Below are 21323 nucleotides of genomic sequence, written 5' to 3' on the forward strand. Positions count from 1 at the left end.
TCCACGCAGTATGCATGCACCTTGCTGCGAGCACGCGTCGTGAAGATGTGTCAGGCTTGACGGTATGAGTCGCACAATCCCCGCACCGCCGCCGAGCATGGCGGACGAATTGAGCCCGTTACCAACGTTGTCCACCGATCAGGCCGTCGCGTGGCTGGCGTCGCACGGCGTCACCGTCACGTCGACCTACCTGACGAACGCCCGCAGATCGGGCCAGCTCGTCGCCGCGATCGTGGCGGGCAAGCGCCGCTACTCGACGCAAGCCTTGTGGGACTTCATCGTGCAGTTGCCGTCGTCCACGAACCGAGGAAGGAAGAACCCATGACACTCATTCCCCAGCCAAGTCACTCGCTCGCCGCAATCCGCGAGGCCGAGAACATCGCCTCGCACCTGAACGAGTGGTGCTCGACGTTTGGCGCGCTGGCGGTCGACCGGCTGGCGGACCCGGCCTTGTGCCCAAGTCTGTATCGGCGGGTAGTCGACTTGTCGCACCGGCTGTGGACGGCGGAGGACGTGCACTACATCGACCATGCCTTAGATGGCGCAAAGCCCTTCGACCGGGACGATCCCGCGATGATGGCAATCCCCATGCTCCACTTCGCAGGGGAGCAGGACACCGTTCACGTGTTGCGCGACCCGAGCACGGTCACGGACTTCGGCGGGCTGCATCGTCTGCGGTGGCCGGTTGGGCACTGCGATCTCGCGGAGGCTGTCGATTGCCGTGGTGAGGATGCGCTCGGCGTGTACGCGACGATCAGTCGGCCCCCGTGGATTTTGGCGTTTGAGGTGTGCGATCCCTGTCTTCAGGCGCTGGCGGCGACTGCGGAGGCGGGCGACATCCTCGCGGAGGCCGATGCCCGCGTCGCGTTCGACGGCGCGGCGAAGGCTGCCGTCGAGCGGTGGACCGGCGGTGCCCGGTGAGGCGCGGCCCCGGCGGCAAGCTGACCGATGGCCTCGCGGAGCGCCGCCAGGCCGAAGAGTTGGCCGAGCGTAGGGCCGCGCAGGAAGCCGAGCGCGCTGCACGTGATGAGCCAGCACCGCCGGGACCGGGGTACATCCGCACCCGCGTCGGTATCCGCCCGAGGTATGGCGCAGACCGCCCCGCCGAGCAGCCGCAACGCCCATCTGAGCCCACCGAGAACACCGACGACCCGCAGGCGCCCGAGCGCGGGCAGACGACCGTGGCGAGCCATAGCGCCACCCGCCGAACTCGCGCACGGCGCTGAAGTGGTCTGTTGCCAGAAAACCGAATGGAAAGTGTCCGGTTTCTGGCGGCTCTCGGAAAGAAAGTTCGCGGAGACGGTGCAGATATGCGGTCTCAACGGGGGTCGTTTCATCTTCGCGGCGTAGAACGACTCATGCACGACCCGCGGCGGGCGACGACGGAAGGGAATCACCGTGAGCCACATCAACGAGCTAGACCGACCGAACCTGACTGAGGACGAGCTGTTCCGGTTCCTGCACGATGACGAACAGCTGAGCGGCGTTACGCGCCGCAGCATTCGAGATGCGGTGCTGCACAGAGAAATCTTGCCCACGGTGTTCGGCAATCGCCATCGCTTCTCGAAACGCGACGGCCTCGACTGGATCGCCTCGCTAAAAGAACGACCGGCGCAGGCGATGTCGGCCTAGACGGCGAGACCCCGGCTGCTCGCGGTAGCAGCCGGGGTGATCGCCAGTCACCACCAACGCGCAAGAAGGAGTAACTGATTCACATGATACCCGCCAAGGACGACGACGACCCGCCCGAGCCGCCAATGCTCGACATCACGGCATTGCTCGAACTGCTCTGCTACACAGGCGACGAGCTGGTCGGAACGTTCGTCAAACATGGCGACGGCGAGACGCAGACAGCAGTCCTGCCCCTGGCCGACGTGGCGGGATACGTCAGCAAGCTCCCCGAGGACGCCGATGTCTTCTTCGGCGTGAACCCGACCGCAGGCCCCGAACGCGAGAACGCCGGTCGCGGAGGCGACGATGACGCGACGAGGCTGGCCGCAATGGTAGTCGACCTTGATTTCGAGGACGGTAAGTGCCCGAGCGTCGAGGTGGCCGAGACGATCGTCAGCACCGTGTCGGGCGTCCTCGGCACCCGGCCCTCTGCGATCACGCACAGCGGCCACGGATGGCACGTCTACTGGCCTGTAGAGGACGGGCTGATCGGTGACACCGCGAAGGCCCGTGCCATCCTCAAGCGATTCGGCCGGCTGGTAGCAGTCGTCGCCAAGTCCCATGGTGCGAAAGTCGACAACGTCTTTCAGCCCGGTCGCGCCATGCGTCTACCGGGCTCGAACAACTGCAAGCGCGACGGCGAGCGACTACCCGTCCGCTGCTACGAGGACACCGGAGCACCCCTAACGCTAGTCGAGCTGGACGAGCGGCTAGTCGAAGTCGGCATCTACGAAGAAGACGGCGACACCGCACACGTCGACCCCGAGAACGTCCCTGATGCATGGGACTTCGCAGACGACACGTGCGGCTACGTCCGCGCGATCATCGACGAGTTGCCTACCGATCACCCGAGCACGACGAAGCCGGGGCGGCACCCGTGGGTCGTGAAGCAGGCCGTGCGGCTGGCCTGCGCCGTACGGCTCGGCTGCATCACCGAAAATGATTGGAGCACAGCGCAAGAAGCCCTTCACGCTCGGCTGGTGGAGTTGCGCAGGCGAACTCGCGAGAAGGTGCCCGCCCTCGAAGTCCCGAGCACGTTCGCGTGGGCGGTGGAGCATGTCGCGACGACGAAGACCGACGAGCAGTCCCGTGACGACCTCGGCCAGCACGTCCACCGAAATGACGACCCCTATGCCGACGTGGATGTCGACGACACGTCCGAAGACGATCCGATCACCGGCAATAAGACGAAGACGCGATCCCTGACATGGCTGAGCGGCAACGACATCCGTGACGATGTACCGGAATGGGCTTGGGAGCACGGCGGAGGTGGCCGAGCGCAACGCGCGACACTCGGGCTCTTCGCCGGTCGGCCCGGTGCCGGAAAGTCAACCGCTGCGCGATCATTCGCAGCCGACTACTCGAACGGAAAACTCGAAGGATGCTTCGCCGGGAAGCCACAACACGTCGCCTACATCGCGTCCGAGGAATCGGTGGAATACATGGTGAAACCGAGCTTGCGCGCACACGGTGCGGACATGAGCCGCATTCACTTTCCCAAAGTCGAGATCGACGGCCAAGAGGTTCGCCTCAGCTCCCGCGACGACGAGAAGGCGCTCACAGACGGGCTGCGCGAGTTGGGAGTGACGGTGGTGTTCGTTGATCCGATCATGAGTTCGATCGGGTCGAAGGTGAACATCAACCACAACAACGAGGTGCGCGACTACCTCGAACCGTGGGCGCGGATCGCACGTGCCATCAATGGGGCTGTGATCGGCATCGTGCACCTGACGAAGGCTCCCGGCGGTGAAGTGGTCGCAGCCATCAACGGGTCAAGCGCATTCGGCGAAGTCGCCCGGTCGATCATCGCCTTCGCCAAGGACCAGCAGTCCGACGAGGGGTTGCGAGTGCTCTCGCAGGAGAAGAACAGCGCCGGACCCGAAGACCTGGCACTCGAATACACCCTGACACCAGTACCCGTCACGACCGATAGCGGACGCACGGCCAACGTCGTGAGGTTCACGATCCTCGGCAAGTCAGATCGACGCGTCAGCGACGTGCTCCAAACCGACCCCAAGGAGCGCAACGTCGCCAAGGGCGGCACGAAGATGCTGGAGGTCTTGCAGGCCGTCGAAGCCAGCGATCACCCGGTGACCGCCGATCGGCTCTCACCGGGCTTGCGGATATCGAAAGACACCCTCGGCAGGTATCTGCGGCGGTTGGCCGACGACGGGTTTATTCGCAAGGCCGGACGTGGCGAGTACGTACGTCGAGGACTCGGAACGACGACCGAAGAGAGTGCCTAGAGATGACTGTCCGTTTGTCCGTTGTGTGTCCGATTGTCCGTTCTGTCCGTTTGTCCGTTTCAGAGGCCGAGGGCAAACGGACAAAATCCGACTGTCCGATTCAGGGGCGACCGAGGTCCGAGCCGACAGCGTTTGTCCGTTTGAAAAACTCGTCTGAACTGCGGGGATGGCACGAATCAGGGGGTAAACGGACAAACGGACAAACGGACACGAGTCTTCGCGCGCGCGAGGCGCTGTCCGTTTGCACCCGCCAGACACCGCGTCGGCCCGTCAATCCGGTTCCGCGACGTGAACAGGTGAGCGATGCATGACACCAGAGACACCAACGTAAGTCCGAACACCCGCCCCTGACATGCCGAACGAGAAAGGACTACCGAACATGACTGAAGACCTATCGGAGTCTCGACCTGACGAAGGTCGCGACTGGACCCGCAGCGCGCACCCCGAGCGCCGCTGCACCGGCCACCGCAAAAACGGCGAGCAATGCAAGAACGCCGCGATCCTCGGCGGCACGGTCTGCGGATATCACGGAGGCCGTGCCCCAGCTGTTAGACGCAAAGCGCAACAACGACTCTCGGACGCGGCCGATCGAATGGCAAAGCAGTTGTTGGGCATTGCGGAGAGCGCGGAGAGCGAAGCCGTGAAGCTGGCGGCGGTCAAACACGTGCTCGCCGTCGCCGGTATCAACGAGAAGACCTCGGTCGAGGTCGAGGTCGAGGTCATCGCCGCGCCCTGGCAGGACATCGCAGGCGACGTGACCGGCATTGCCCGCATCAGCCGCGAGGAAAGCCACGCACGACGCGGCCTGACCGAACCGCCCCGCGCCTTGCCCGCCGCCGACCCGAACGAACCCGTGGACGCCGAGCTAGTACCCGATGGCCCCCAGCCGGCGCCCAACGACCACTGGACCCCTGAGTAGGTCAGGGACGCGCAGGCCGAGGCCGAGCGCAGCCGCCCTGGCACTGGCCTGATGTCGTACGAGGACGCCGTCGTGCAGCTCGCCAACAACGGCAGTCAGCCGCGACACGTACGGAGCAGCCGTGGCCGCGCTACCGGATAGCCCCGCGCGCGCCGCTGTACGCCCCGCAGCGCCCATTGCGTTCGGCAGGCGGGCACACGGGCGGGGGAACGCGTGATGGCAGCAGAACGCGGCAGGCGGCAACCGGCTCAGGTGGATGCGGCGTACCTCGCGTATGGGGACCGGGTGAAGGTGTTGCCGTACCGCGCGCCGCACAGCGGCGAGGAAGGCACGGTGCGCCGCGTGCAGCTCGACGGCGGCGACCTGCTCGTCACCGTGGAGTTCAGCGGCGGCACCCGCGAAAACTACTGGGAGGCCGAGCTGAAGCGCACCGCGGTCGCGCCCAAACCCCATACGCACCAAGCCAAATGGTAGCGAATAGCGCACTGGGACAGTGTATTTCAGCGCGCGAGCGTAGTGTGAAACTGTTCGAAACGACCGTTTCGAACGTTTACACGGCTCGAACATCGGAGGACTGATGGCAAGGACAGCAGCGGCGGATACCGCCCCGAGCGGACGGTTGCGCGTAGTTGGTTACTGCCGCGTGTCAACGGACAAGCAGGGCGATCGCGGCCACGGCCTCGAAGCGCAACGCGCCGCCCTGGCGCAGCACTGCGCCACCTACGGCTACGAGCTGCTGACCGTGACGACCGATGTCGTCAGCGGCGGCAACGTGGACGGCATGCACGGGCGCGCCGTCGCCATCGCCGCGATCGAGGCGGGCGTGGCCGATGCGCTACTGGTGAGGGCGCTCGACCGGGTGACGCGCAGCCAGCTCGACGCGGCCACGCTCTACGACCGCGCCGAGCGCAACGGCTGGCGGCTGCTCGACTGCGACAAGGCTGACAGTGGTGACCCGTCGCAACGGCTGCTGGCCGACGTGCGGATCGCGATGGCGGCGGAAGAGAAGCGCAAGATCAGTGAGCGCACCCGCGAGGGGCTGGCGAAGGCGCGTCGCAATGGCGTGACGCTCGGCAGACGGCCCGAGGTGGACGCCGATACGGCCAAGCGCATCGTCCGCATGCGCACGCGAAACAAGCTGAGCGCCAACGCCATCGCCGAGCGGTTCACAGCAGATGGGGTGAGGGCACCGCGTGGCGGAAGTCGCTGGCACGCAAGCACCGTGCGCGGCGTGCTCGCACGTGAGGGCGTGGCCTGATGGCATCACTCAACCGCGTTGCCACGAAGCGGCGCAAGGACGGCAAGCTCGTCGTCAAATACCGCGTCGGCTGGCGCGAGCCGATGCGCGACGACTATGGCGTGCAGCGGAAGGGCAAGTACCGCAACCGTTCCGAGACGTTCGAGGACTACGCCGAGGCGCAGGCGTTCAAGGACGAACTCGAAGCCGCCCGCCACACTGGCGGCACGTCAGCACTGTCCGATCAGCGCAGGGCCGGTGAGCTGCCGCTCGGCTACTACGCGCGAGAGTGGTTGAGTGCGTTGGATATACAGGTCGCGAACGGCAGGCCGAAGCAGTCGACCGCCGACGAGTACGCCCGCCTGCTGCGCTGCTACGTGCTGCCGGAACTGGGGGAGGTGTCGGTCGCGAGCATCACGCCTCGCCGCTGCGAGCAGTTCGTTTCTGGGCTCGTACGCCAGCGAAGTCGCCAGGGCGACCGAGCGCCGCTCAGCCCTGGCACCGTCAAGCACGCGTACGACGTGCTGCGGAGGGTGCTCAAGTATGCGCAGCGCCACGGTGCCATCGCGGTAAACCCCTGCGATGCAATCGAGTTCACCGGCGCGTCCTCGAACGGCAACCGCGAGAGGTTCGAGCATCGCCCGCTGAGCCCCGGGCAGGTCGGCGCGCTATCGGCTGCGGTGGCTGGTATTCCGCCCGCCGATTACATCGGGCCGACGCTGCCCGCCTATCCCGTGTACGCGCTAATGATCAAGTTCATGGCATACACCGGCCTGCGTGCTGCGGAAGTCACCGGCCTCGAAGTGGCCGACATTGTGTTCGCTCCGAGCGCGGACCCTGACGCTCCGAGCGCATCGGTACGCGTACAGCGGGCGAAGGAACGCAAGCAGGTGCCAGGGCGGAAGGGTACGCATTGGGTCACGGGGCCGTTGAAGACGAAGAAGTCGGAACGCACGGTGCCGCTGCCGCCCTGGCTGGCGCAGCGGATGGCCGACTACCTTGCCAACGTTCACGAACGCGCCAACGAGCCCTCAGCGCCGTTATGGCCGTCGCGCAAGAACGGGGGAGGACACCGGGCCGAGGGCCAGCGGTACGCGGTGCCGCTGGACTGGTCTCAACCTCTCGCTTTGGGTGCGTTCTACGACACGATCATGAAACCCGCCCTCGAAGCCATCGGCCTACCCGCCAGCCGCCCCGCGACCGCAACGCGGCCAGCGGTTCGCGGCGTTCGTGTCCACGACCTACGACACACGTACGCAGTGCTGCATCTCAGCGCAGGTGTGAACTTCGTTCTAGTGAGTAAACGAATGGGGCACGCCACTCGGACTGTCACGCTGGACACGTATGGGGATTGGATCGAGCAGGACGACGTGGCCCCCATCGAGTTGCCAGCGCCACCCGTACCCGCGTCGGCAGGCCACGGGCAGAACGGCGCAGTCGTCCCGCTGCGGCGCTCACACGGCCAGCAAACCGGGTAGCGGGACAGTTCCCGTGTGCACTCCATGCGCAACCCTGAGGGGGATAACCCTCTCAGGGTACTGCGAGGTCAGGTTGCTAGACGCCCCGAGATATAGCGCTTACCAGCGAGTTTGGGGCCAAACGGCGTTGCAAACGTGCAGGCCAAGAAGGCCGGTCGCCCGTACTTAAAATCCGCCAAGTGTCGGTTCGAGTCCGACTGGGGGCACAGGCGACCGAAGGTCGGAGCTGTCGGCCCCGCGTGGCAACGAGGGTTGCCCCGGGGTTCGATCGATCGCACCAAAACAGAACATCGCCGGCGCGAGGACGTAGCCCGGCGTCCGGCCTCGGCCAACGGCATACTCGTCGCGTGGACACCGACGAGTTCTGGAAGAGTGCCGAGCAGCATGTCGTGCGATACGGGGCCACGTTCGTCCCGCGAGTCATCAAGCGCGCCAGCGGAAGCTACGTCTACGACGAGGACGGCTCGGCGATCCTCGACTTCACCTCAGGGCAGATGAGTTCGGTGCTGGGTCACTCCCATCCCGACGTGGTGGCCACGGTGTCGACGGCGGTCGCCACCCTCGATCACCTATTCAGTGGAATGCTCAGCGAGCCGGTGGTGGAGGTGTCGGCGAAGCTCGCGGCAACCCTGCCCGCCTCGTTGAACAAGGTCCTGCTCCTCACCACCGGGGCGGAGTCCAACGAGGCGGCCATCAAGATGGCGAAGCTGTACACCGGCAGGTACGAGGTCGTGTCGTTCGACCGGTCGTGGCACGGGATGACGTCCGGTGCGGCGTCGGCGACGTTCAGCGCGGGTCGTCGCGGCTATGGCCCACCCATGCCCGGCAACCTGACCCTGCCGACGCCGAACGCCTACAGGTCACCGTTCCGGCACTCGGACGGCAGCTACGACTGGCGATCCGAACTCGAGTACGGCTTCGCGATCGTCGACGCGCAGTCCTCGGGCAGCCTCGCCGCGTGCCTCGTCGAACCCATCCTGTCGTCGGGCGGGATCATCGAGCCGCCGCCGGGCTACCTGGCTCGCTTGAAGGAACTCTGCACCGAACGAGGAATGCTCCTGGTCGTCGACGAGGCGCAGACCGGTGTCGGCCGCACGGGAACGATGTACGCGTTCGAACGCGACGGGATCGTGCCCGACTTGCTGACGCTGTCCAAGACCCTCGGCGCGGGCCTGCCCGTCGCTGCCGTCGTCACCAGCGACGAGATCGAAAGCGTCTGCCACGAACGAGGATTCCTGTTCTTCACCACCCACGTGTCGGATCCACTTGCCGCGGCCGTCGCGTTGACCGTGCTCACCGTCGTCGAGCGGGACGGCCTCGTCGACCGCACCGCCCGGCTTGGCCGGCACCTCGGGACCCGCTTGACCGCACTCAAGGAGCGCCACGAACAGGTCGGCGACGTCCGGGGAAGGGGTCTGTTGCAGGGCATCGAGTTGGTCACCGACAAGGTGGGCAAGGCGCCTGCGGAGGATCTCGGCGCGCGCGTCACTGCCGAGTGCCTACGACGCGGGCTGCACATGAACATCGTGCAACTGCCCGGCATGGGCGGCATCTTCCGGATCGCCCCACCCTTGACGATCGCCGAGGCGGAACTCGATGCGGGACTGGACATCCTCGACGACGCGATCGCGGCCTGCCTGCACTGAGCGCTAGCTTCGACGACGCCCCTAGAAACGCCGAACCGCACCCCATCCGGCGACGGGGTGCGGCTCAGTCGTTCGATCAGCCGGTGCCTTGGTCAGGCGGAGGCACCGCCCGCGCCACCCTCGCCGCCGCTACCGCCGGCACCGCCCTCGGCGCCGTCGTTGCTATTCCCCGGGTTGCCGTTGCCGCCGGGGCTGCCGATCTGACTGCCGCTGCCGGGGCCGCCGGTGCCACCCTGGGCGCCACTTCCACCGTTGCCGCCGGTGCCACCGGCGCCAGTTGAGCCGCCCGTGCCGCCCGTCCCACCGGTGCCGCCCTTGCCGCCGGTTCCATTCTGGCCACCGCCACCATCGTTGCCGCTGCCGCCCGCTCCACCGGTACCGCCAGTGCCGTTGACGCCGCCCTCGCCGCCGGTGCCGCCGGTGCCGCCGTTTCCGCCTGTGCCACCGTCGTTTTCACCGATACCGCCGGCACCGCCGATGCCGCCCTGACCGCCGGTGCTACCGTCGCCGCCGTCTGACACGTCGCTGCCGCCTGCGCCGCCGGCACCGCCCGAGCCTCCGGTGCCACCGATGACGCCGGTGCCGCCCTTACCGCCGTCGCCTCCGGTTCCGCCGACCTCGCCCGTGCCCCCGTCGATGCCCACGCCGCCGTTACCGCCTGTGCCGCCGTTGCCCGTCGTGCCGTTGCCGCCGAGGAAGCCGCCGCTTCCGCCGGCACCTGCGTCGCCGCCGTCACCACCGTCACCGGCGGGAACCGTGCCATCGCCTTGGCCCGCGCCACCCGTTCCGCCCTGGCCGCCACTGCCGCCCGAGCCGAAGAAGAGTCCGCCCGTGCCGCCGGCGCCGCCTGCTCCGCCCTTGCCGCCCGACTCGCTGACGCCACCTCCGGCGGTGCCGGTGCCGCCTTGTCCGCCATTGCCGCCGGCGCCGAAGAAGAGTCCGCCTGCGCCACCGCGGCCACCGGTGCCGCCCGCGGCTGCGCCGATTCCGCCGGTGCCACCGGCGCCGAAGAACAGGCCGCCGGCTCCGCCGTGCCCGCCGTCGAATCCGTTTCCGCCGCGGCCGAGGAGCAGTCCCGCTGCGCCGCCGTTGCAGGCACTACCCACGCAACCCGCCTGGGCGTCGATGCCGTCACCGATCAGCCACCCACCGCGGCCGATGGGGTTGAAGATGTTGAAGCCCGCGCTGTTGGCCAGCGGAGCGAATGTTGGCGTCGCGGGCGTCAGTAAGGCCGTGGTCAACCCGTCGCCAGCAGGGCCGGCACTGCCGTCGCCCAGCCACCAGGCATTGCCCGGGGAAAGGGGCGGGGGCGCCAGCTGCGAGCCAAAGTTGGTCAACTGCACCGCCATCGACGCCTCCGTCGGCGCCGGTGTCCCCGGCGGAGCGGCCAGTAGCACCCCGATGCCGATCATCGCGGCGCCTCCCACGCCCGTGGTCGCGTACTGGCGAGCCGACGGACGAGGCGTTTGCCTCGTCTTGCGGTGCTTGGACATGTCAGTTCCCCTCGACGAGACGGCCAAGGCCCGGCAGGCGTGTCCTGCTATGAGTTTGCTGATGGCCGACAGTCGAGAAGTTACATGTAGCTAACTACTCGGTCAATAGGTTGTTTCGCTCGGTAGCGGTCGTGTTTTCGACGGAGTGCAAAATACATATTGACGTCGACGTTTTCCATTTCGGAAAAGAACTATGAGATTGCTTCTTGCAATGCACCTGACGCGTCGGAAACCAGCTGGTGGATCGATGTACGCCATATTGGCTTTTGCTGCACGACCACAGGCTTGTGGTAACCCTCCTGCGGTCGACCGGTCTCTCGCGGAGTGCGGCTCGGCGTGGGCGACGGCGGTGAAGGGGCCCGTCAGGGTGCGGGGTCTGGGCAGGCGCGTTGTTTCGAAGTATGCCCAGCCAGCAACCGCGTTGGAGTCGGGCTGCCGACCGCTCGAAAGCGCACCGAGCCCCACCGGATGCACCATGGTTCGCCATCGTGAGCAAATTTGCGGTGGCGATAATTGGTTGTGCACTGGGGCTGGTCCTGGCTCCGGCAGCGGGTGCAAGCGCGGGCGACGTGTCGATCGTGCAGTCCGTGGGCCCGTGCCAGATGCCGGTGCCGCAGCAGCAGGGGTCGGAGTGCGACCCAAACTATGAGGGCCCTTGTGTCCCGGTCGACAGCGACGTCGACTGTGCCTCCGGAAGCGGCAACGGTCCGAGCTACGTGGACGGCCCGGTAACCGTTGTCGGAGATGACATCTACGAACTCGACCGTGACGGCAACGGAACTGGTTGCGAGTCTTGAGTCGGGCGCTGACGGGAGCGGGGACGCAGTAGGCCCCAGGGCGCTGACCCCAGCCCGGCGTCGCCCGTGCCGGCCTCCAGAGCCCATGCCGCACACCTCCACGGCAACCATGAATCCGCACGGCTGAGCGGCCGTGGCTTCCCGTCCCGCTGAAGGTATACCCATCAGCGACCCGCGAACCCGTTAGTCAGGCTCGACACCCGCGCCGCCCGCGCGTGCCCGCGCGACGGCGGCGGCGCCGTTCCCGGTGATCAGCCACAGCATGGCCAACTGCGCGACCAGGTCCTCGACTGAGACGTCGATCGCGCCGTTGACGAACGCCAGGATCGCCTCGGCCGTGCCGCCGACGATGAATGCGGGCGTCACCAGCGCCAGCGGATCGTGCTCGAGTTCGACCTCGTGCACGGTCCGGGCGTGGCCGATCAGCACTGCCGTCAGTCCGGTCATCACCGTCACGCGGTGCTCGTGCACGGCGGGTGTCGCCGCGACACCGCCCAGCAGGACCTTGGCGCGCCGCGGATCGTCGACCAGGCTGTGCACTGCCGCGCGCACGCTCGAAATCGCCTGCTTCTCAAGCGGTTCGGCATGGGCAGTGCCGACCGCTTCGAGGGTTGCATCGCGTACCGATGCGGCGATGTCGTCGATGACCGCGCCTGCCACCGCGTCGACGTCGGTGAAGCTCTCGTAGAAGTAGCGCTTGTTGAGGCCGGCGTCGCTGCACAGTCGCTCCACGGTGACCGTCCGCCACTCGTCGCGACCCATCACCTCCAACGCGGCCTCCAGTAGCCGCGACCTGCGCTGCTGCTGGCGGTCCGCGCCGGAGACGCCACCGTAGCTGCGCGGGGTCGAAGGGCTCACCGCACGATCGTCGCACCCGGTCGTCGATGTCGGTGCGCGTGGCCGTTGACAACCCCGAGACAAAACTGGCACGGTGGCGTACCAGATAACCGATCGAGGAGACGCGTTGACATCCAGCACGAGCAGCGAAACGAAGAGCGATTCCCTGCTGACCGATCTGAGGCGCCTGGCCGACACGTCGCCGGTACTCGCCCGCCAGCAGGGCTGGCACTACCTGCGGCAACTCGGCGCTCGTGGCGCCCGCGACCAACTGGCGATCCTGTTCGGGCGTGGCACCGCGCCCGATGATCTCGACGGGGCCTACGAGGGTCTGATCGTCGGCAAGCTGTTCGGCATCGTCGAGGCGCACCTCGCGAACCCGCTGCTGGCAGTGAACCCGACCTGGCGTGGCAAGACCTTCGACGCCGTTTCGGGCATCGGCTTCAATCGGCTGATCCCGTTGGCGCGGTATGCGATGCGCGTCGTCGCCCCGCTCTATGGCGGGCTCGAGCGCGTCGGCCCCGAGATGGCCGGCTTCCGGTTCCGGTTCCGCACCGACGTCGGCCTGATCGCGCCGAAGGTGCCCGTGTGCGCGCTGGACTACGGCGTCGAGGAGTTCCGCAACCCGAGCGTGCGCACCTTCCCGATCAAGCGCACCCGTGACGAAATCGTCGAACTCACCCCCGGCCTGTACCTGGGCCGGGCACTGCTCACCACCTACAGCGGCGAGGTCAGGCTCATCGCCTACTTCGCTTTGCGACGCTTCGTCGACGAGGACGTGCAGTCGTGATCGACGTCGACGGTGCGGTCGTCTGCGTCACGGGTGGCGCCAGGGGGATAGGGCGAGCGACCGCAGCCGAACTCGTCCGCCGTGGGGCCCGCGTCTGGATCGGTGACGTCGACGCCGACGAGGCGGCACGGACTGCGGACGAGATCGGCGCCAAGGCAACCCGTCTCGACGTGACGAGGGAGGACAGTGTCGGGAGGTTCTGGGCCGCTGCGAGCGCCGACGGTCCCGTCCGCATGCTGGTCAACAACGCGGGAATCATGCGCCTCGGGCCGTTCCTCGACCAGAGCCTCGACGGGCACCACCGCGAGGTGGCGGTGAACCTGCTCGGCGTCGTCAACGGCATGCACGTCTTCCTGCCCGACATGGTCGCTCGCAACGAGGGTCACGTCGTCAACGTCGCGTCGATGGCAGCCAAGGTCACCACGCCGGGCATCGCCGTCTACTGCGCGACCAAGTTCGCCGTCGCCGCACTCTCGAGAGCCGTGCGCGCCGAACTCGCCAACACCGACGTCACCATCACGACGATCATGCCCGCAGCCGTCAACACCGAACTGACCGCCGGCGTCTCGCTCGACCTGCAGCCCACGCTCACACCCGATCAGGTGGCCCGCGCGATCGCCGACACCGCGCGGCGGCCGAGCCGCGAAGTCGCCGTGCCCCGGTGGCTGGCGCCCCTGGGCATCGTCGAAGAGGGCACGCCCGAACGGGTTTTGACCACCGCGAAGCGCATCGTCACCCGACACCGTCCGCCGGGTCACTTCGACGACGAGGCCCGCCGGGCCTACATCGACAGGGTCGGACGATGACCGCGCTCGCAGACCCCCTGCACCGATTGCAGACGTTCGGTGCGGCAGCCACGTCGCGCTGGCCCACCACCGAACGTCCGCTGGCGGACCCGCCGCCAGGGTCCGGTCTGAATCCCGTGCTCGGCACCTACGGCGTGCCGTTCCTGGGGCACGTCCTATCCTCGATCGCCGACCCGCTGGAATTCGCCCGCCGTCGTTACGACCAATACGGCCCGGTGTCGTGGGCGGGAGGCGTCGGCTTTCGCATCGTCACCCTGATGGGTCCCGAAGCGCTCGAGACGGCGTGGATCAACAGGGACAAGTCGCTGTCCAGCACGCGTGGGTGGCAGCCGGTCATCGGGCCCTTCTTCCACCGCGGCATCATGCTCTTGGACTTCGACGAGCATCGTGACCACCGTCGCATCATGCAGCAAGCCTTCACCCGCGCGGCGCTCGACGGATACCTGACCCAGACCAGCGATCGGGTGCGACGCACGCTGAGTGAATGGACTCCGGCGCAACGATTTCCGGCGTACCCCTCGATCAAGCACCTGCTGCTGCAGCAGGCCGCCGAGGTGTTCATCGGGACGCAGCTCGGTGCGGAGTCCGACCAGCTGATCCGCGACTTCCACGACACCGTGCGCGGCGGCCAGGCCCTCGTCCGAGCAGACGTCCCAGGCGGCACGTGGGCTCGCGGCCTCCGCGCCCGGGAGCGGCTCGAGCGCTACTTCGAGAGCCGCATCGCAGCCCGCCGGCAGGGGCAGGGCGCCGACTTGTTCTCGATGTTGTGCCGCAGCGAGTCCGACGAGGGTGAGCGCTTCACCGATCAGGACATCGTGAACCACATGATCTTCCTGCTGATGGCCGCACACGACACCACCGCCATCGCGCTGTCCATGCTGGTCTACGAACTCGGGCGAAACATCGAGTGGCAGAACACCCTCCGCGAGGAGGCCCTCGATCGCCCGGTCGACTCGCCGACCCTCGACGACCTCGTGGGCTACCCGCTGCTCGACGCCGCGTTCAAGGAGGCGCTGCGCATGTACGCCCCTGCCGGAACCCTGTTCCGGCAGGCGATCGCCGACACCGAGATCTGCGGGCACTTCGTCCCACGTGGCAGCCAGATCGCGATCAACGTCCACGCCTCGATGCGGCTCTCGGACTGGTGGCCCGACCCCGACGCCTTCGATCCCTTGCGGTTCACCAAGGATGAGAACCGCACGGCGGTCACCCGCTACGCGTTCGCGCCGTTTGGCGGTGGTCCCCACAAGTGCATCGGTGAGCGGTTCTCCTACATGACCGTCAAGACGGTGATGCACTCGCTGCTGCGTACGTTCCGGTGGAGCAACCCGCCCGGCTATCGCGTGCCGCTCACGTGGGGTACGGGTCCGACGCCCGCCGATGCACTGCCGGTTGACCTGCGCCGGCTGTGAGTCGATCGGCTACGGGTCGATGTGGTACCGCGGCTCGCCCCATGGGTAGAACTGCGACGGGTCGATCGGATAGCACCGCAACTCCCCAGCCCTGAAGTTGGGCAGGCCCCTGACGCCCTGGCCGTTGATGATCCGGCAGCGATCAAAGGTGCCGTCGGGCCGCAGCGGCAGGTCGCAGTACTGGTACTGGCCCTTGTTCTCGCACCCGGCGCTGGCCGGTGCCGCGGTCGCGATGCCGGCCGCGGCACAGCACAGGGTCGCGGTCAGGACGACGCGCGCCGCCAGGTACTTGCTCACGCAACGGGAGTTTACTGGTCGCGCGTTGCCCGTACCCGCTAGCCGGGTTAGCCCGCACCGCCCCTACCGGCCGCCATTGACTGTGGCGTCGATCACAGTAATATGACCAGTGGTCATAGAGACGTGGAGGCGAGATGCCGACGGTGACATGGGCCCGGCTCGACGGCGAGCGGCGGGCAGCGGTGATCGCAGCCGCAGAGGCAGAGTTCGCCGCGCACGGCTTCTCCGGCGGAAGCCTCAACGTCATCGCTCGCCGCGCTGGAGTCGCGAAGGGCAGTTTGTTCCAGTACTTCGCCGACAAGCGCGATCTCTACGCATTCATCACCGACGTCGCCAGTCAGCGCGTGCGCCGCTACATGGAGGACCGCATCCGCGACCTCGACGCCAGCCGGCCGTTCTTCGAGTTCCTCGCCGATCTCCTCGACGCGTGGGTCGCCTACTTCGCCGACCATCCAAGGGAGCGAAAGCTGCACGCCGCAGCGAACTTCGAGTTGGAGACCGACGCGCGGGTCAGTGTCCGGGCCGTCGTGCACCGCCACTACCTCGACGTCCTACGCCCGCTGATCCAGGACGCCCGAACCCGCGGGGACCTGCGGCCGGACGCCGACGTCGAAACCCTGCTCTCGCTCCTGTTGATGATCCTGCCGCACCTGGCGCTGGCCCCGTACGTGCGCGGACTGGACCCCATCCTCGGCCTCGACGAACTGTCGCCCGAACAACCGGCGCTGGCCGTGCGCCGGTACGTCGCCGTCCTCGCGGCGGCGTTTCAACCCCTACCCGTAGCGCCCAAGCACTCGACCCAGGAGGCAGCACCATGACCAGAACGCACTCGGACTCACTCGCCGCCGGCGGGCTGAACTGGGACAGCATGCCGCTCAAGCTCTTCGCGGGCGGCAATGCGAAGTTCTGGAACCCGGCCGACATCGACTTCTCCCGTGACCGCGCCGACTGGGAGTCACTCTCCACCCTGGAGCGCGAGTGGGCCACCCGGCTCTGCGCGCAGTTCATCGCGGGTGAGGAGGCGGTCACACAGGACATCCAGCCGTTCATGGCCGCGATGCGCGCCGAAGGCCGACTCGGTGACGAGATGTACCTGACGCAGTTCGCCTTCGAGGAGGCCAAGCACACGCAGGTGTTCCGCATGTGGCTCGACGCCGTTGGGATGACCGACGACCTGCAGGGCTACCTCGACGACCTGCCGTCGTACCGGCAGATGTTCTACGAGGAACTGCCCGCGTCGCTCGACGCCCTGGCCACCGACCCGTCACCGGCAGCTCAGGTCCGAGCCTCGGTGACCTACAACCATGTGATCGAGGGCATGATGGCCCTCACGGGATACTATGCGTGGCACCGAATTTGCATCGATCGGCACGTTCTTCCGGGAATGCAGGAGCTGGTGCGGCGCATCGGTGACGACGAGCGACGCCACATGGCGTGGGGCACCTTCACCTGTCGGCGGCACGTCGCCGCCGATGACGGCAACTGGGACGTGTTCGAGAGCCGCATGAACGAGCTGATTCCGCTTGCGCTCAAGAACACCGACGACTCGTTCGCGCTGTACGACGAGATTCCGTTCGGCTTCTCGATCGACGAGTTCCAGCAGTACGCGGCCGACAAGGGGATGCGCCGTTTCGGCACCATCAGCAGTGCGCGCGGCCGCCCAGTGGAGGAGATCGACGTCGACTACTCGCCGCTGCACCTCGAGGACACCTTCGCCGCCGAGGACAGCCGGGTGCTGGCGACGTCCGCCTGACGCAGACTGCCGCCCTGCCGGTGGGCAGGGCGGCAGCGGGGGCCGAAGGCTCAGACCGCCAGCAGGCGATCGAAGAATTCGCGGTAGCGCTTGAGCGTGATGCGCAGGTCCTCGGTCGAGGCGTCCTCGCCACGCGCCCACTGCTCCTCGAGCTGCGAACGCGAGTGCGAGAAGCTGCGCGTGAGCTGCTCGACCAGGTCGGCGACCAGGCCGTCGGCCTTCTGGACGCACTCCTTCGGATCGTCGACGAAGCTGGCCTGAACGTTGTCCCACCGGGCGCGCAGTCCTGCCAGTTCGTCATCGGCGAACAGATCGTGGTCATTGCCTGCCGATGCCGCCTGGCCACCTGTGACAGCACCGTTGACCTCGGCGTCCGTGCTGCCAAGGGCGGACGAGTCGTGCTGTGCGACATCCGCATCCATCGTCGCGCCGGGCTGGGACATCCGTTCGGACGACGGCGCTACCGCTGACTCCGACGACGGTTGTGCCGACCACTCCGACGAGGGCTCCGCGGGGTATCCCGACGACGGCTGCTGCGCGGGATGCTCAGACGACGGCTGTGCGGGGTACTCGGACGGGGGCTGTGCCTGTCCTGTTCCAAAGTCCTGGCGGTCTCGTGGGTCCATCGGATCGGAGCCCGAGTAAGGGGTGTGCTGATCGTGAGTGGTCATGCGCTTGCCTCCTGTGACTTGTCGTTCTCGACTTCGAGCAATTTCGTGAACAGCGCCCGGTAGTGCACGAACGCTTGACGCTGTTGTTCCGTACCGACGTCGCCCTTTTGCTGCGCAAGGTGAATGTCGTGTGCTGCTCGATAATTGGCGACGACGGTCGGGTGGTCCACCGAGATGTCGGCGGCCTGCCGGTCGAAGTCGTCCACGGGATAACCGCGGTCCCGCATCACCTCGGTGACGAGCAGGTCGGCTTCTCCGACGGCGCTCGACGGATGATCGACGAACGCCGTCTGCACTGCACGCCAACGAGTGACGTAACCGTCCAGTACCGCCGGCGCCAGTGGGCGAATGTCCAGTTCGTCCCGCTTCCGCTCACGGGCGAGGAGTTCCTTCTCAGCGGCCTTCTCGTCCCCGACCTCTGACACGGTCCGCTCGTATTCCGGTCCGAATCGATTCTTCAACCGGTCCGTGTCGCGGCTTCTCCTACTGGCGATGATGATCGCCGCGACGAAGATCACGACCGCAGCCGCAACCACAATCCACATCCAACTTGGCATGTCGTCCTACCTCCCAATGTCTAGCGGTGGCCTACCCATCAAAGTTTCTACGCAAACGTCAATAATCTTGACTCACTCCGGACAAGCGCCGAAGGGGTTGCCCTGCAGGGGCTCCCCAGCGATGCCTCAGTAGTAGGTGCGACGGCCGCCGACTGCCCGTCCCATCGAGCCCAGCACCGTCAGGACGAGGCCGACGACGACGAGGATGATCCCGATGGTCCAGAGGATGGAGATCTTGAGGATGAAACCTGCTAGCAGCAGGATGATTCCGAGAACGATCACGGTGATGGCCTTCCTATTCGCGCACGTGGTGCGCCTCTTGGTGTCGAGCGGGATGCTCGGCGTGGATTCAGTCGACCACCGCGCAGGGGTACCCCGATACACCCCTAGGGGGGTATGAACCCGCACCCCACTCGAGAAGCAGGAACCCCCGCCGGCGCGAGGCGTCGACGGGGGTTCTGCTTGATGACGTATTACACGCGAGGCGGGTTCACGTTCGGGTTCGGATTGGCGACCACGCGGTGGTCGACGTCCTTGCGCCGCTTGAGGCCGGCCAGGCCGAGCAATCCGAGCAGGCCTGCAAGGCCCCACAGGCCGGTGTTGTCGCCGTCGTCTTCCTGGGTCTCTGCCGCAACGATCGTCGTCGTCGGTGCGGTATTCGCGAACTCAGTGGCGTTGGCAACGCCCGCGCCCCCGAACATCAGGGCGAGAGCGGTACTGCCGATCACGAGTTGCTTGCGCATTGATTGCTCCTTGGGTGGGTGTGTTTGCAGGTGTTCGCAAGTCAGCGGGCTCGAGCGCGTCCGCTCACACTCACTTGCGCCGAACTACTTCCCCGGCAAACAGTAGCTAAACCACTCTGCAACACCGACTTCCAGAGGGGTGTGGTGAAGACGCTGCTAGCAGCCATAATTGGACACTCCGGCCAAGATCTTCGGTAGGTTGGCTAACCGGCCGGGAGGCCGTCGCAATCAAATGCCATGGCATGACAGTTGAACGAAGCGTTCAGAGCGCGGAATTTGCCGTACGGCGGCATCTAACCTGCGATCGTCATCGTCATGCCGCCGAGTAGCAACCGTCTGATTCGCCTTCGCGACGGTCGTCGCCTGAGCTACGCCACCTTCGGCGATCCAGCAGGCGCGGTCGTGGTCAACGCCCACGGCGGCCTCGCGTGCCGTCTCGACGTCGCGTCGGCCCACGCCGCCGCATCGGCCGCGGGGATCCGTCTCGTCTCCCCAGACCGCCCCGGTGTAGGCCACTCCGATCCGCAACCCGGCCGAACCGTCCTGGACTGGGCTGCCGACGTCGTCGAGCTGTTGGACCAGTTGGAAGTCGACCGATTCGCCGCCATGGGTTGGTCGATGGGAGGGCAGTACGCGGCGGCACTCGGTTTCGCGCTACCCGGGCGCGTCACCCGGGTCGCCATCGTTGCCGGTGCCTTGCCACTCGACGGGCCGGGCGTCTTTGCGCAATTGCCGTTCATGGACCGCGCGTACACGCGGCTGTCGCAGCGGGCGCCGTGGATCGCCCGCGCGTGCTTCCGGTCGATGTCGCTGATTGCGCGCGTTGCGCCCAGCGTGAACGGCCGTCTTGCTGCACGTGAACTGGGCCCCGCCGACGGGGCGGTAATCCGTGCAGAGGGTTTCGCCGCCTTCTCGGCGATGATGCACGAGGGCTTGCGGCAGCCGCGCGGAGTCGTCGAGGAGTATCGAGCGTGGATGCGCCCGTGGGGCTTTCGCCTCGAGGACGTGACCGTGCCCGTCGACGTCTGGGCCGGAACCGAGGACGAACTCATCGACCGCGACTGGCCCGCCGAACTCGCCCGCCGGGTACCCGGTGCCGTGTTGCACCTCCGTCCCGGCGGACACCTCGTGGCGCACTCGCACTACCCGGAGATCTTCGAACGGCTGGGCCACGGCGGCCAATCGTGACGCGGAGCTATGCCACCATGGAGTGATGATTCGTCGATCTAACTTTCACCGAGTGTCCAGCCTCGTCGCCGCTGCCGTGGTCGGAGGCACGGCGACGCTGCTCCCGCTCGGAACGGCACCGGCGTCGGCCGCCTCCTGCTCCGACGTCGAGGTCGTCTTCGCCCGCGGCACCACGGAACCCGTCGGTCCGGGTTTCGTGGGGCAGAGCTTCACCGACTCGCTGCGTGGCCAGCTCGGGGACAAGACGGTCGGGCTGTACTCGGTCGACTACCCGGCCACAGACAACTGGCCCACGGCGGTAGTCGGCGTGAACGACGCGGGCGCTCACATCCGTCAGGTCGCCGCGGACTGCCCCGACACCAGCATCGTGCTCGGCGGCTTCTCCCAGGGGGCGGCGGTCGCCCAACTCGTGACCGCCGACGCGGCTGCGGTGCCACCGAACTCGTTCGCCTACGGCACCACCGCCCCGTTGCCGCCGGACGTCGCCGATCGCGTCGACGCGGTGGCCCTCTTCGGCAAGCCGAATCAGCGGTTCCTCTTCCTGATCGGCCAGCCGTACGTCCCGGTGGGCTCGGCGTTCGTGTCGAAGACGGTCGATCTCTGCGCCATCAACGACCCGATCTGCTCCGGTGGGCTCGATCCGGCGGCGCACAACGCTTATGCGGCCAACGGCATGGTGGTACAGGCGGCCGCCTTCGCGGCAGGTCGCGTCTAACCCCGACCCGGCGGCGGCTCTTCGTCCGCACCGAAGATCAAATCGCCGTTTTCCGGCACCAGCGGCC

At 67.0% G+C, this 21323-nt stretch carries 23 protein-coding genes and 1 pseudogene; 17 read left to right on the forward strand and 7 right to left on the reverse strand.

Going from position 1 to position 21323, the window contains the following annotated elements; all coding sequences use genetic code 11:
• Window positions 1-64 precede the first annotated feature (64 nt).
• The 10 genes from LOK44_RS09115 to LOK44_RS09160 all read left to right on the forward strand — a co-directional run bounded on the left by LOK44_RS09115 (window position 65) and on the right by LOK44_RS09160 (window position 9197).
• A complete protein-coding gene (locus LOK44_RS09115) occupies window positions 65-325 on the forward strand; it encodes a hypothetical protein (RefSeq protein WP_237569644.1) in 261 nt (86 codons plus the stop codon).
• Complete coding sequence (locus LOK44_RS09120) at window positions 322-921, forward strand: hypothetical protein (RefSeq protein ID WP_237569645.1); 600 nt, start codon at window positions 322-324, stop codon at window positions 919-921. The genes LOK44_RS09115 and LOK44_RS09120 overlap by 4 nt, the downstream gene beginning before the upstream one ends.
• Window positions 918-1226 carry a hypothetical protein gene (locus LOK44_RS09125; RefSeq protein WP_237569646.1) on the forward strand — a complete coding sequence of 103 codons (309 nt, stop codon included), beginning with the start codon at window positions 918-920 and terminating at the stop codon, window positions 1224-1226. Before LOK44_RS09120 ends, LOK44_RS09125 begins: the two co-directional genes overlap by 4 nt.
• A gap of 172 nt (window positions 1227-1398) precedes the next feature.
• On the forward strand, window positions 1399-1632 hold the full coding sequence (locus LOK44_RS09130; protein ID WP_237569647.1) for a hypothetical protein: 234 nt from the start codon (window positions 1399-1401) through the stop codon (window positions 1630-1632).
• 83 nt (window positions 1633-1715) lie between these two features.
• The gene (locus tag LOK44_RS09135) at window positions 1716-3917 is read left to right on the forward strand and encodes an AAA family ATPase (protein WP_237569648.1); all 2202 of its coding nucleotides are present in this window, start codon (window positions 1716-1718) and stop codon (window positions 3915-3917) included.
• Window positions 3918-4296: 379 nt separating this feature from the next.
• Entirely contained in the window at window positions 4297-4836 is a 540-nt protein-coding gene (locus tag LOK44_RS09140; protein ID WP_237569649.1) for a putative phage terminase small subunit, read from the forward strand.
• 216 nt (window positions 4837-5052) lie between these two features.
• Window positions 5053-5310, forward strand: coding sequence for a hypothetical protein (locus LOK44_RS09145; RefSeq protein WP_237569650.1), 258 nt, complete (start codon window positions 5053-5055; stop codon window positions 5308-5310).
• Between the two features lie 103 nt (window positions 5311-5413).
• Window positions 5414-6094 (forward strand): recombinase family protein, encoded by a 681-nt coding sequence (locus tag LOK44_RS09150; RefSeq protein ID WP_249783087.1) that lies wholly within the window; start codon window positions 5414-5416, stop codon window positions 6092-6094.
• Window positions 6094-7551, forward strand: coding sequence for a tyrosine-type recombinase/integrase (locus LOK44_RS09155; protein WP_237569652.1), 1458 nt, complete (start codon window positions 6094-6096; stop codon window positions 7549-7551). The genes LOK44_RS09150 and LOK44_RS09155 overlap by 1 nt, the downstream gene beginning before the upstream one ends.
• Before the next feature lie 347 nt (window positions 7552-7898).
• A complete protein-coding gene (locus LOK44_RS09160) occupies window positions 7899-9197 on the forward strand; it encodes an aspartate aminotransferase family protein (protein ID WP_237569653.1) in 1299 nt (432 codons plus the stop codon).
• 104 nt (window positions 9198-9301) lie between these two features.
• Here the strand turns inward: LOK44_RS09160 and LOK44_RS09165 are convergent.
• Together LOK44_RS09165 and LOK44_RS09170 are read right to left on the reverse strand one after the other, a co-directional pair.
• Window positions 9302-10369 (reverse strand): annotated as a pseudogene (locus tag LOK44_RS09165) (hypothetical protein); the annotation flags it as partial.
• A 1301-nt stretch (window positions 10370-11670) separates the two neighbouring features.
• Window positions 11671-12345, reverse strand: a complete 675-nt coding sequence (locus LOK44_RS09170) for a TetR/AcrR family transcriptional regulator (protein WP_237569654.1) — start codon at window positions 12343-12345, stop codon at window positions 11671-11673.
• Between the two features lie 106 nt (window positions 12346-12451).
• Between LOK44_RS09170 and LOK44_RS09175 the strand changes: the two genes are divergently transcribed.
• Genes LOK44_RS09175 through LOK44_RS09185 form a run of 3 tightly spaced genes read left to right on the forward strand, consistent with a single transcriptional unit; the run spans window position 12452 to window position 15332 of the window.
• The gene (locus LOK44_RS09175) at window positions 12452-13114 is read left to right on the forward strand and encodes a hypothetical protein (protein WP_237569655.1); all 663 of its coding nucleotides are present in this window, start codon (window positions 12452-12454) and stop codon (window positions 13112-13114) included.
• Window positions 13111-13920 carry an SDR family oxidoreductase gene (locus LOK44_RS09180; RefSeq protein ID WP_237569656.1) on the forward strand — a complete coding sequence of 270 codons (810 nt, stop codon included), beginning with the start codon at window positions 13111-13113 and terminating at the stop codon, window positions 13918-13920. The genes LOK44_RS09175 and LOK44_RS09180 overlap by 4 nt, the downstream gene beginning before the upstream one ends.
• Window positions 13917-15332 carry a cytochrome P450 gene (locus LOK44_RS09185; protein WP_237569657.1) on the forward strand — a complete coding sequence of 472 codons (1416 nt, stop codon included), beginning with the start codon at window positions 13917-13919 and terminating at the stop codon, window positions 15330-15332. Before LOK44_RS09180 ends, LOK44_RS09185 begins: the two co-directional genes overlap by 4 nt.
• Window positions 15333-15341: 9 nt before the next feature.
• On the opposite strand, the gene LOK44_RS09190 is transcribed toward LOK44_RS09185, so the two are convergent.
• On the reverse strand, window positions 15342-15629 hold the full coding sequence (locus LOK44_RS09190) for a CDGP domain-containing protein (RefSeq protein WP_237569658.1): 288 nt from the start codon (window positions 15627-15629) through the stop codon (window positions 15342-15344).
• Between the two features lie 134 nt (window positions 15630-15763).
• On the opposite strand from LOK44_RS09190, the gene LOK44_RS09195 reads away from it, so the two are divergent.
• Complete coding sequence (locus LOK44_RS09195) at window positions 15764-16447, forward strand: TetR family transcriptional regulator (protein ID WP_237569659.1); 684 nt, start codon at window positions 15764-15766, stop codon at window positions 16445-16447.
• On the forward strand, window positions 16444-17382 hold the full coding sequence (locus LOK44_RS09200; protein WP_237569660.1) for a R2-like ligand-binding oxidase: 939 nt from the start codon (window positions 16444-16446) through the stop codon (window positions 17380-17382). Before LOK44_RS09195 ends, LOK44_RS09200 begins: the two co-directional genes overlap by 4 nt.
• 50 nt (window positions 17383-17432) lie before the next feature.
• Here LOK44_RS09200 and LOK44_RS30090 read toward each other — a convergent pair whose 3' ends face one another.
• The 4 genes from LOK44_RS30090 to LOK44_RS09220 all read right to left on the reverse strand — a co-directional run bounded on the left by LOK44_RS30090 (window position 17433) and on the right by LOK44_RS09220 (window position 19353).
• Entirely contained in the window at window positions 17433-18053 is a 621-nt protein-coding gene (locus tag LOK44_RS30090; protein ID WP_372481204.1) for a hypothetical protein, read from the reverse strand.
• Entirely contained in the window at window positions 18050-18610 is a 561-nt protein-coding gene (locus tag LOK44_RS09210; RefSeq protein WP_237569661.1) for a hypothetical protein, read from the reverse strand. Before LOK44_RS09210 ends, LOK44_RS30090 begins: the two co-directional genes overlap by 4 nt.
• Window positions 18611-18736: 126 nt before the next feature.
• On the reverse strand, window positions 18737-18892 hold the full coding sequence (locus LOK44_RS09215; RefSeq protein ID WP_170314492.1) for a DUF6131 family protein: 156 nt from the start codon (window positions 18890-18892) through the stop codon (window positions 18737-18739).
• 191 nt (window positions 18893-19083) lie between these two features.
• Window positions 19084-19353 (reverse strand): WGxxGxxG family protein, encoded by a 270-nt coding sequence (locus LOK44_RS09220; protein ID WP_237569662.1) that lies wholly within the window; start codon window positions 19351-19353, stop codon window positions 19084-19086.
• Between the two features lie 315 nt (window positions 19354-19668).
• Between LOK44_RS09220 and LOK44_RS09225 the strand changes: the two genes are divergently transcribed.
• Both LOK44_RS09225 and LOK44_RS09230 read left to right on the forward strand, forming a co-directional pair.
• The gene (locus LOK44_RS09225) at window positions 19669-20541 is read left to right on the forward strand and encodes an alpha/beta fold hydrolase (protein WP_237569663.1); all 873 of its coding nucleotides are present in this window, start codon (window positions 19669-19671) and stop codon (window positions 20539-20541) included.
• Window positions 20542-20566: 25 nt separating this feature from the next.
• Window positions 20567-21256 carry a cutinase family protein gene (locus tag LOK44_RS09230; RefSeq protein WP_249783088.1) on the forward strand — a complete coding sequence of 230 codons (690 nt, stop codon included), beginning with the start codon at window positions 20567-20569 and terminating at the stop codon, window positions 21254-21256.
• Window positions 21257-21323: the final 67 nt, after the last annotated feature.

Origin of the sequence: Mycolicibacterium lacusdiani (genome assembly GCF_021916785.1) — a bacterium.
GTDB classification, from domain to species: domain Bacteria; phylum Actinomycetota; class Actinomycetes; order Mycobacteriales; family Mycobacteriaceae; genus Mycobacterium; species Mycobacterium lacusdiani.

Excerpts from the sequence above, each read along its gene's own strand:
- LOK44_RS09115 (WP_237569644.1), top strand. The coding sequence starts at position 65 with ATGAGTCGCACAATCCCCGCACCGCCGCCGAGCATGGCGGACGAATTG.
- LOK44_RS09120 (WP_237569645.1), top strand. The coding sequence starts at position 322 with ATGACACTCATTCCCCAGCCAAGTCACTCGCTCGCCGCAATCCGCGAG.
- LOK44_RS09135 (WP_237569648.1), top strand. The coding sequence starts at position 1,716 with ATGATACCCGCCAAGGACGACGACGACCCGCCCGAGCCGCCAATGCTC.
- LOK44_RS09140 (WP_237569649.1), top strand. The coding sequence starts at position 4,297 with ATGACTGAAGACCTATCGGAGTCTCGACCTGACGAAGGTCGCGACTGG.
- LOK44_RS09145 (WP_237569650.1), top strand. The coding sequence starts at position 5,053 with ATGGCAGCAGAACGCGGCAGGCGGCAACCGGCTCAGGTGGATGCGGCG.
- LOK44_RS09150 (WP_249783087.1), top strand. The coding sequence starts at position 5,414 with ATGGCAAGGACAGCAGCGGCGGATACCGCCCCGAGCGGACGGTTGCGC.
- LOK44_RS09155 (WP_237569652.1), top strand. The coding sequence starts at position 6,094 with ATGGCATCACTCAACCGCGTTGCCACGAAGCGGCGCAAGGACGGCAAG.
- LOK44_RS09185 (WP_237569657.1), top strand. The coding sequence starts at position 13,917 with ATGACCGCGCTCGCAGACCCCCTGCACCGATTGCAGACGTTCGGTGCG.
- LOK44_RS09195 (WP_237569659.1), top strand. The coding sequence starts at position 15,764 with ATGCCGACGGTGACATGGGCCCGGCTCGACGGCGAGCGGCGGGCAGCG.
- LOK44_RS09200 (WP_237569660.1), top strand. The coding sequence starts at position 16,444 with ATGACCAGAACGCACTCGGACTCACTCGCCGCCGGCGGGCTGAACTGG.
- LOK44_RS30090 (WP_372481204.1), bottom strand. The coding sequence starts at position 18,053 with ATGACCACTCACGATCAGCACACCCCTTACTCGGGCTCCGATCCGATG.
- LOK44_RS09210 (WP_237569661.1), bottom strand. The coding sequence starts at position 18,610 with ATGCCAAGTTGGATGTGGATTGTGGTTGCGGCTGCGGTCGTGATCTTC.
- LOK44_RS09220 (WP_237569662.1), bottom strand. The coding sequence starts at position 19,353 with ATGCGCAAGCAACTCGTGATCGGCAGTACCGCTCTCGCCCTGATGTTC.
- LOK44_RS09225 (WP_237569663.1), top strand. The coding sequence starts at position 19,669 with ATGCCGCCGAGTAGCAACCGTCTGATTCGCCTTCGCGACGGTCGTCGC.
- LOK44_RS09230 (WP_249783088.1), top strand. The coding sequence starts at position 20,567 with ATGATTCGTCGATCTAACTTTCACCGAGTGTCCAGCCTCGTCGCCGCT.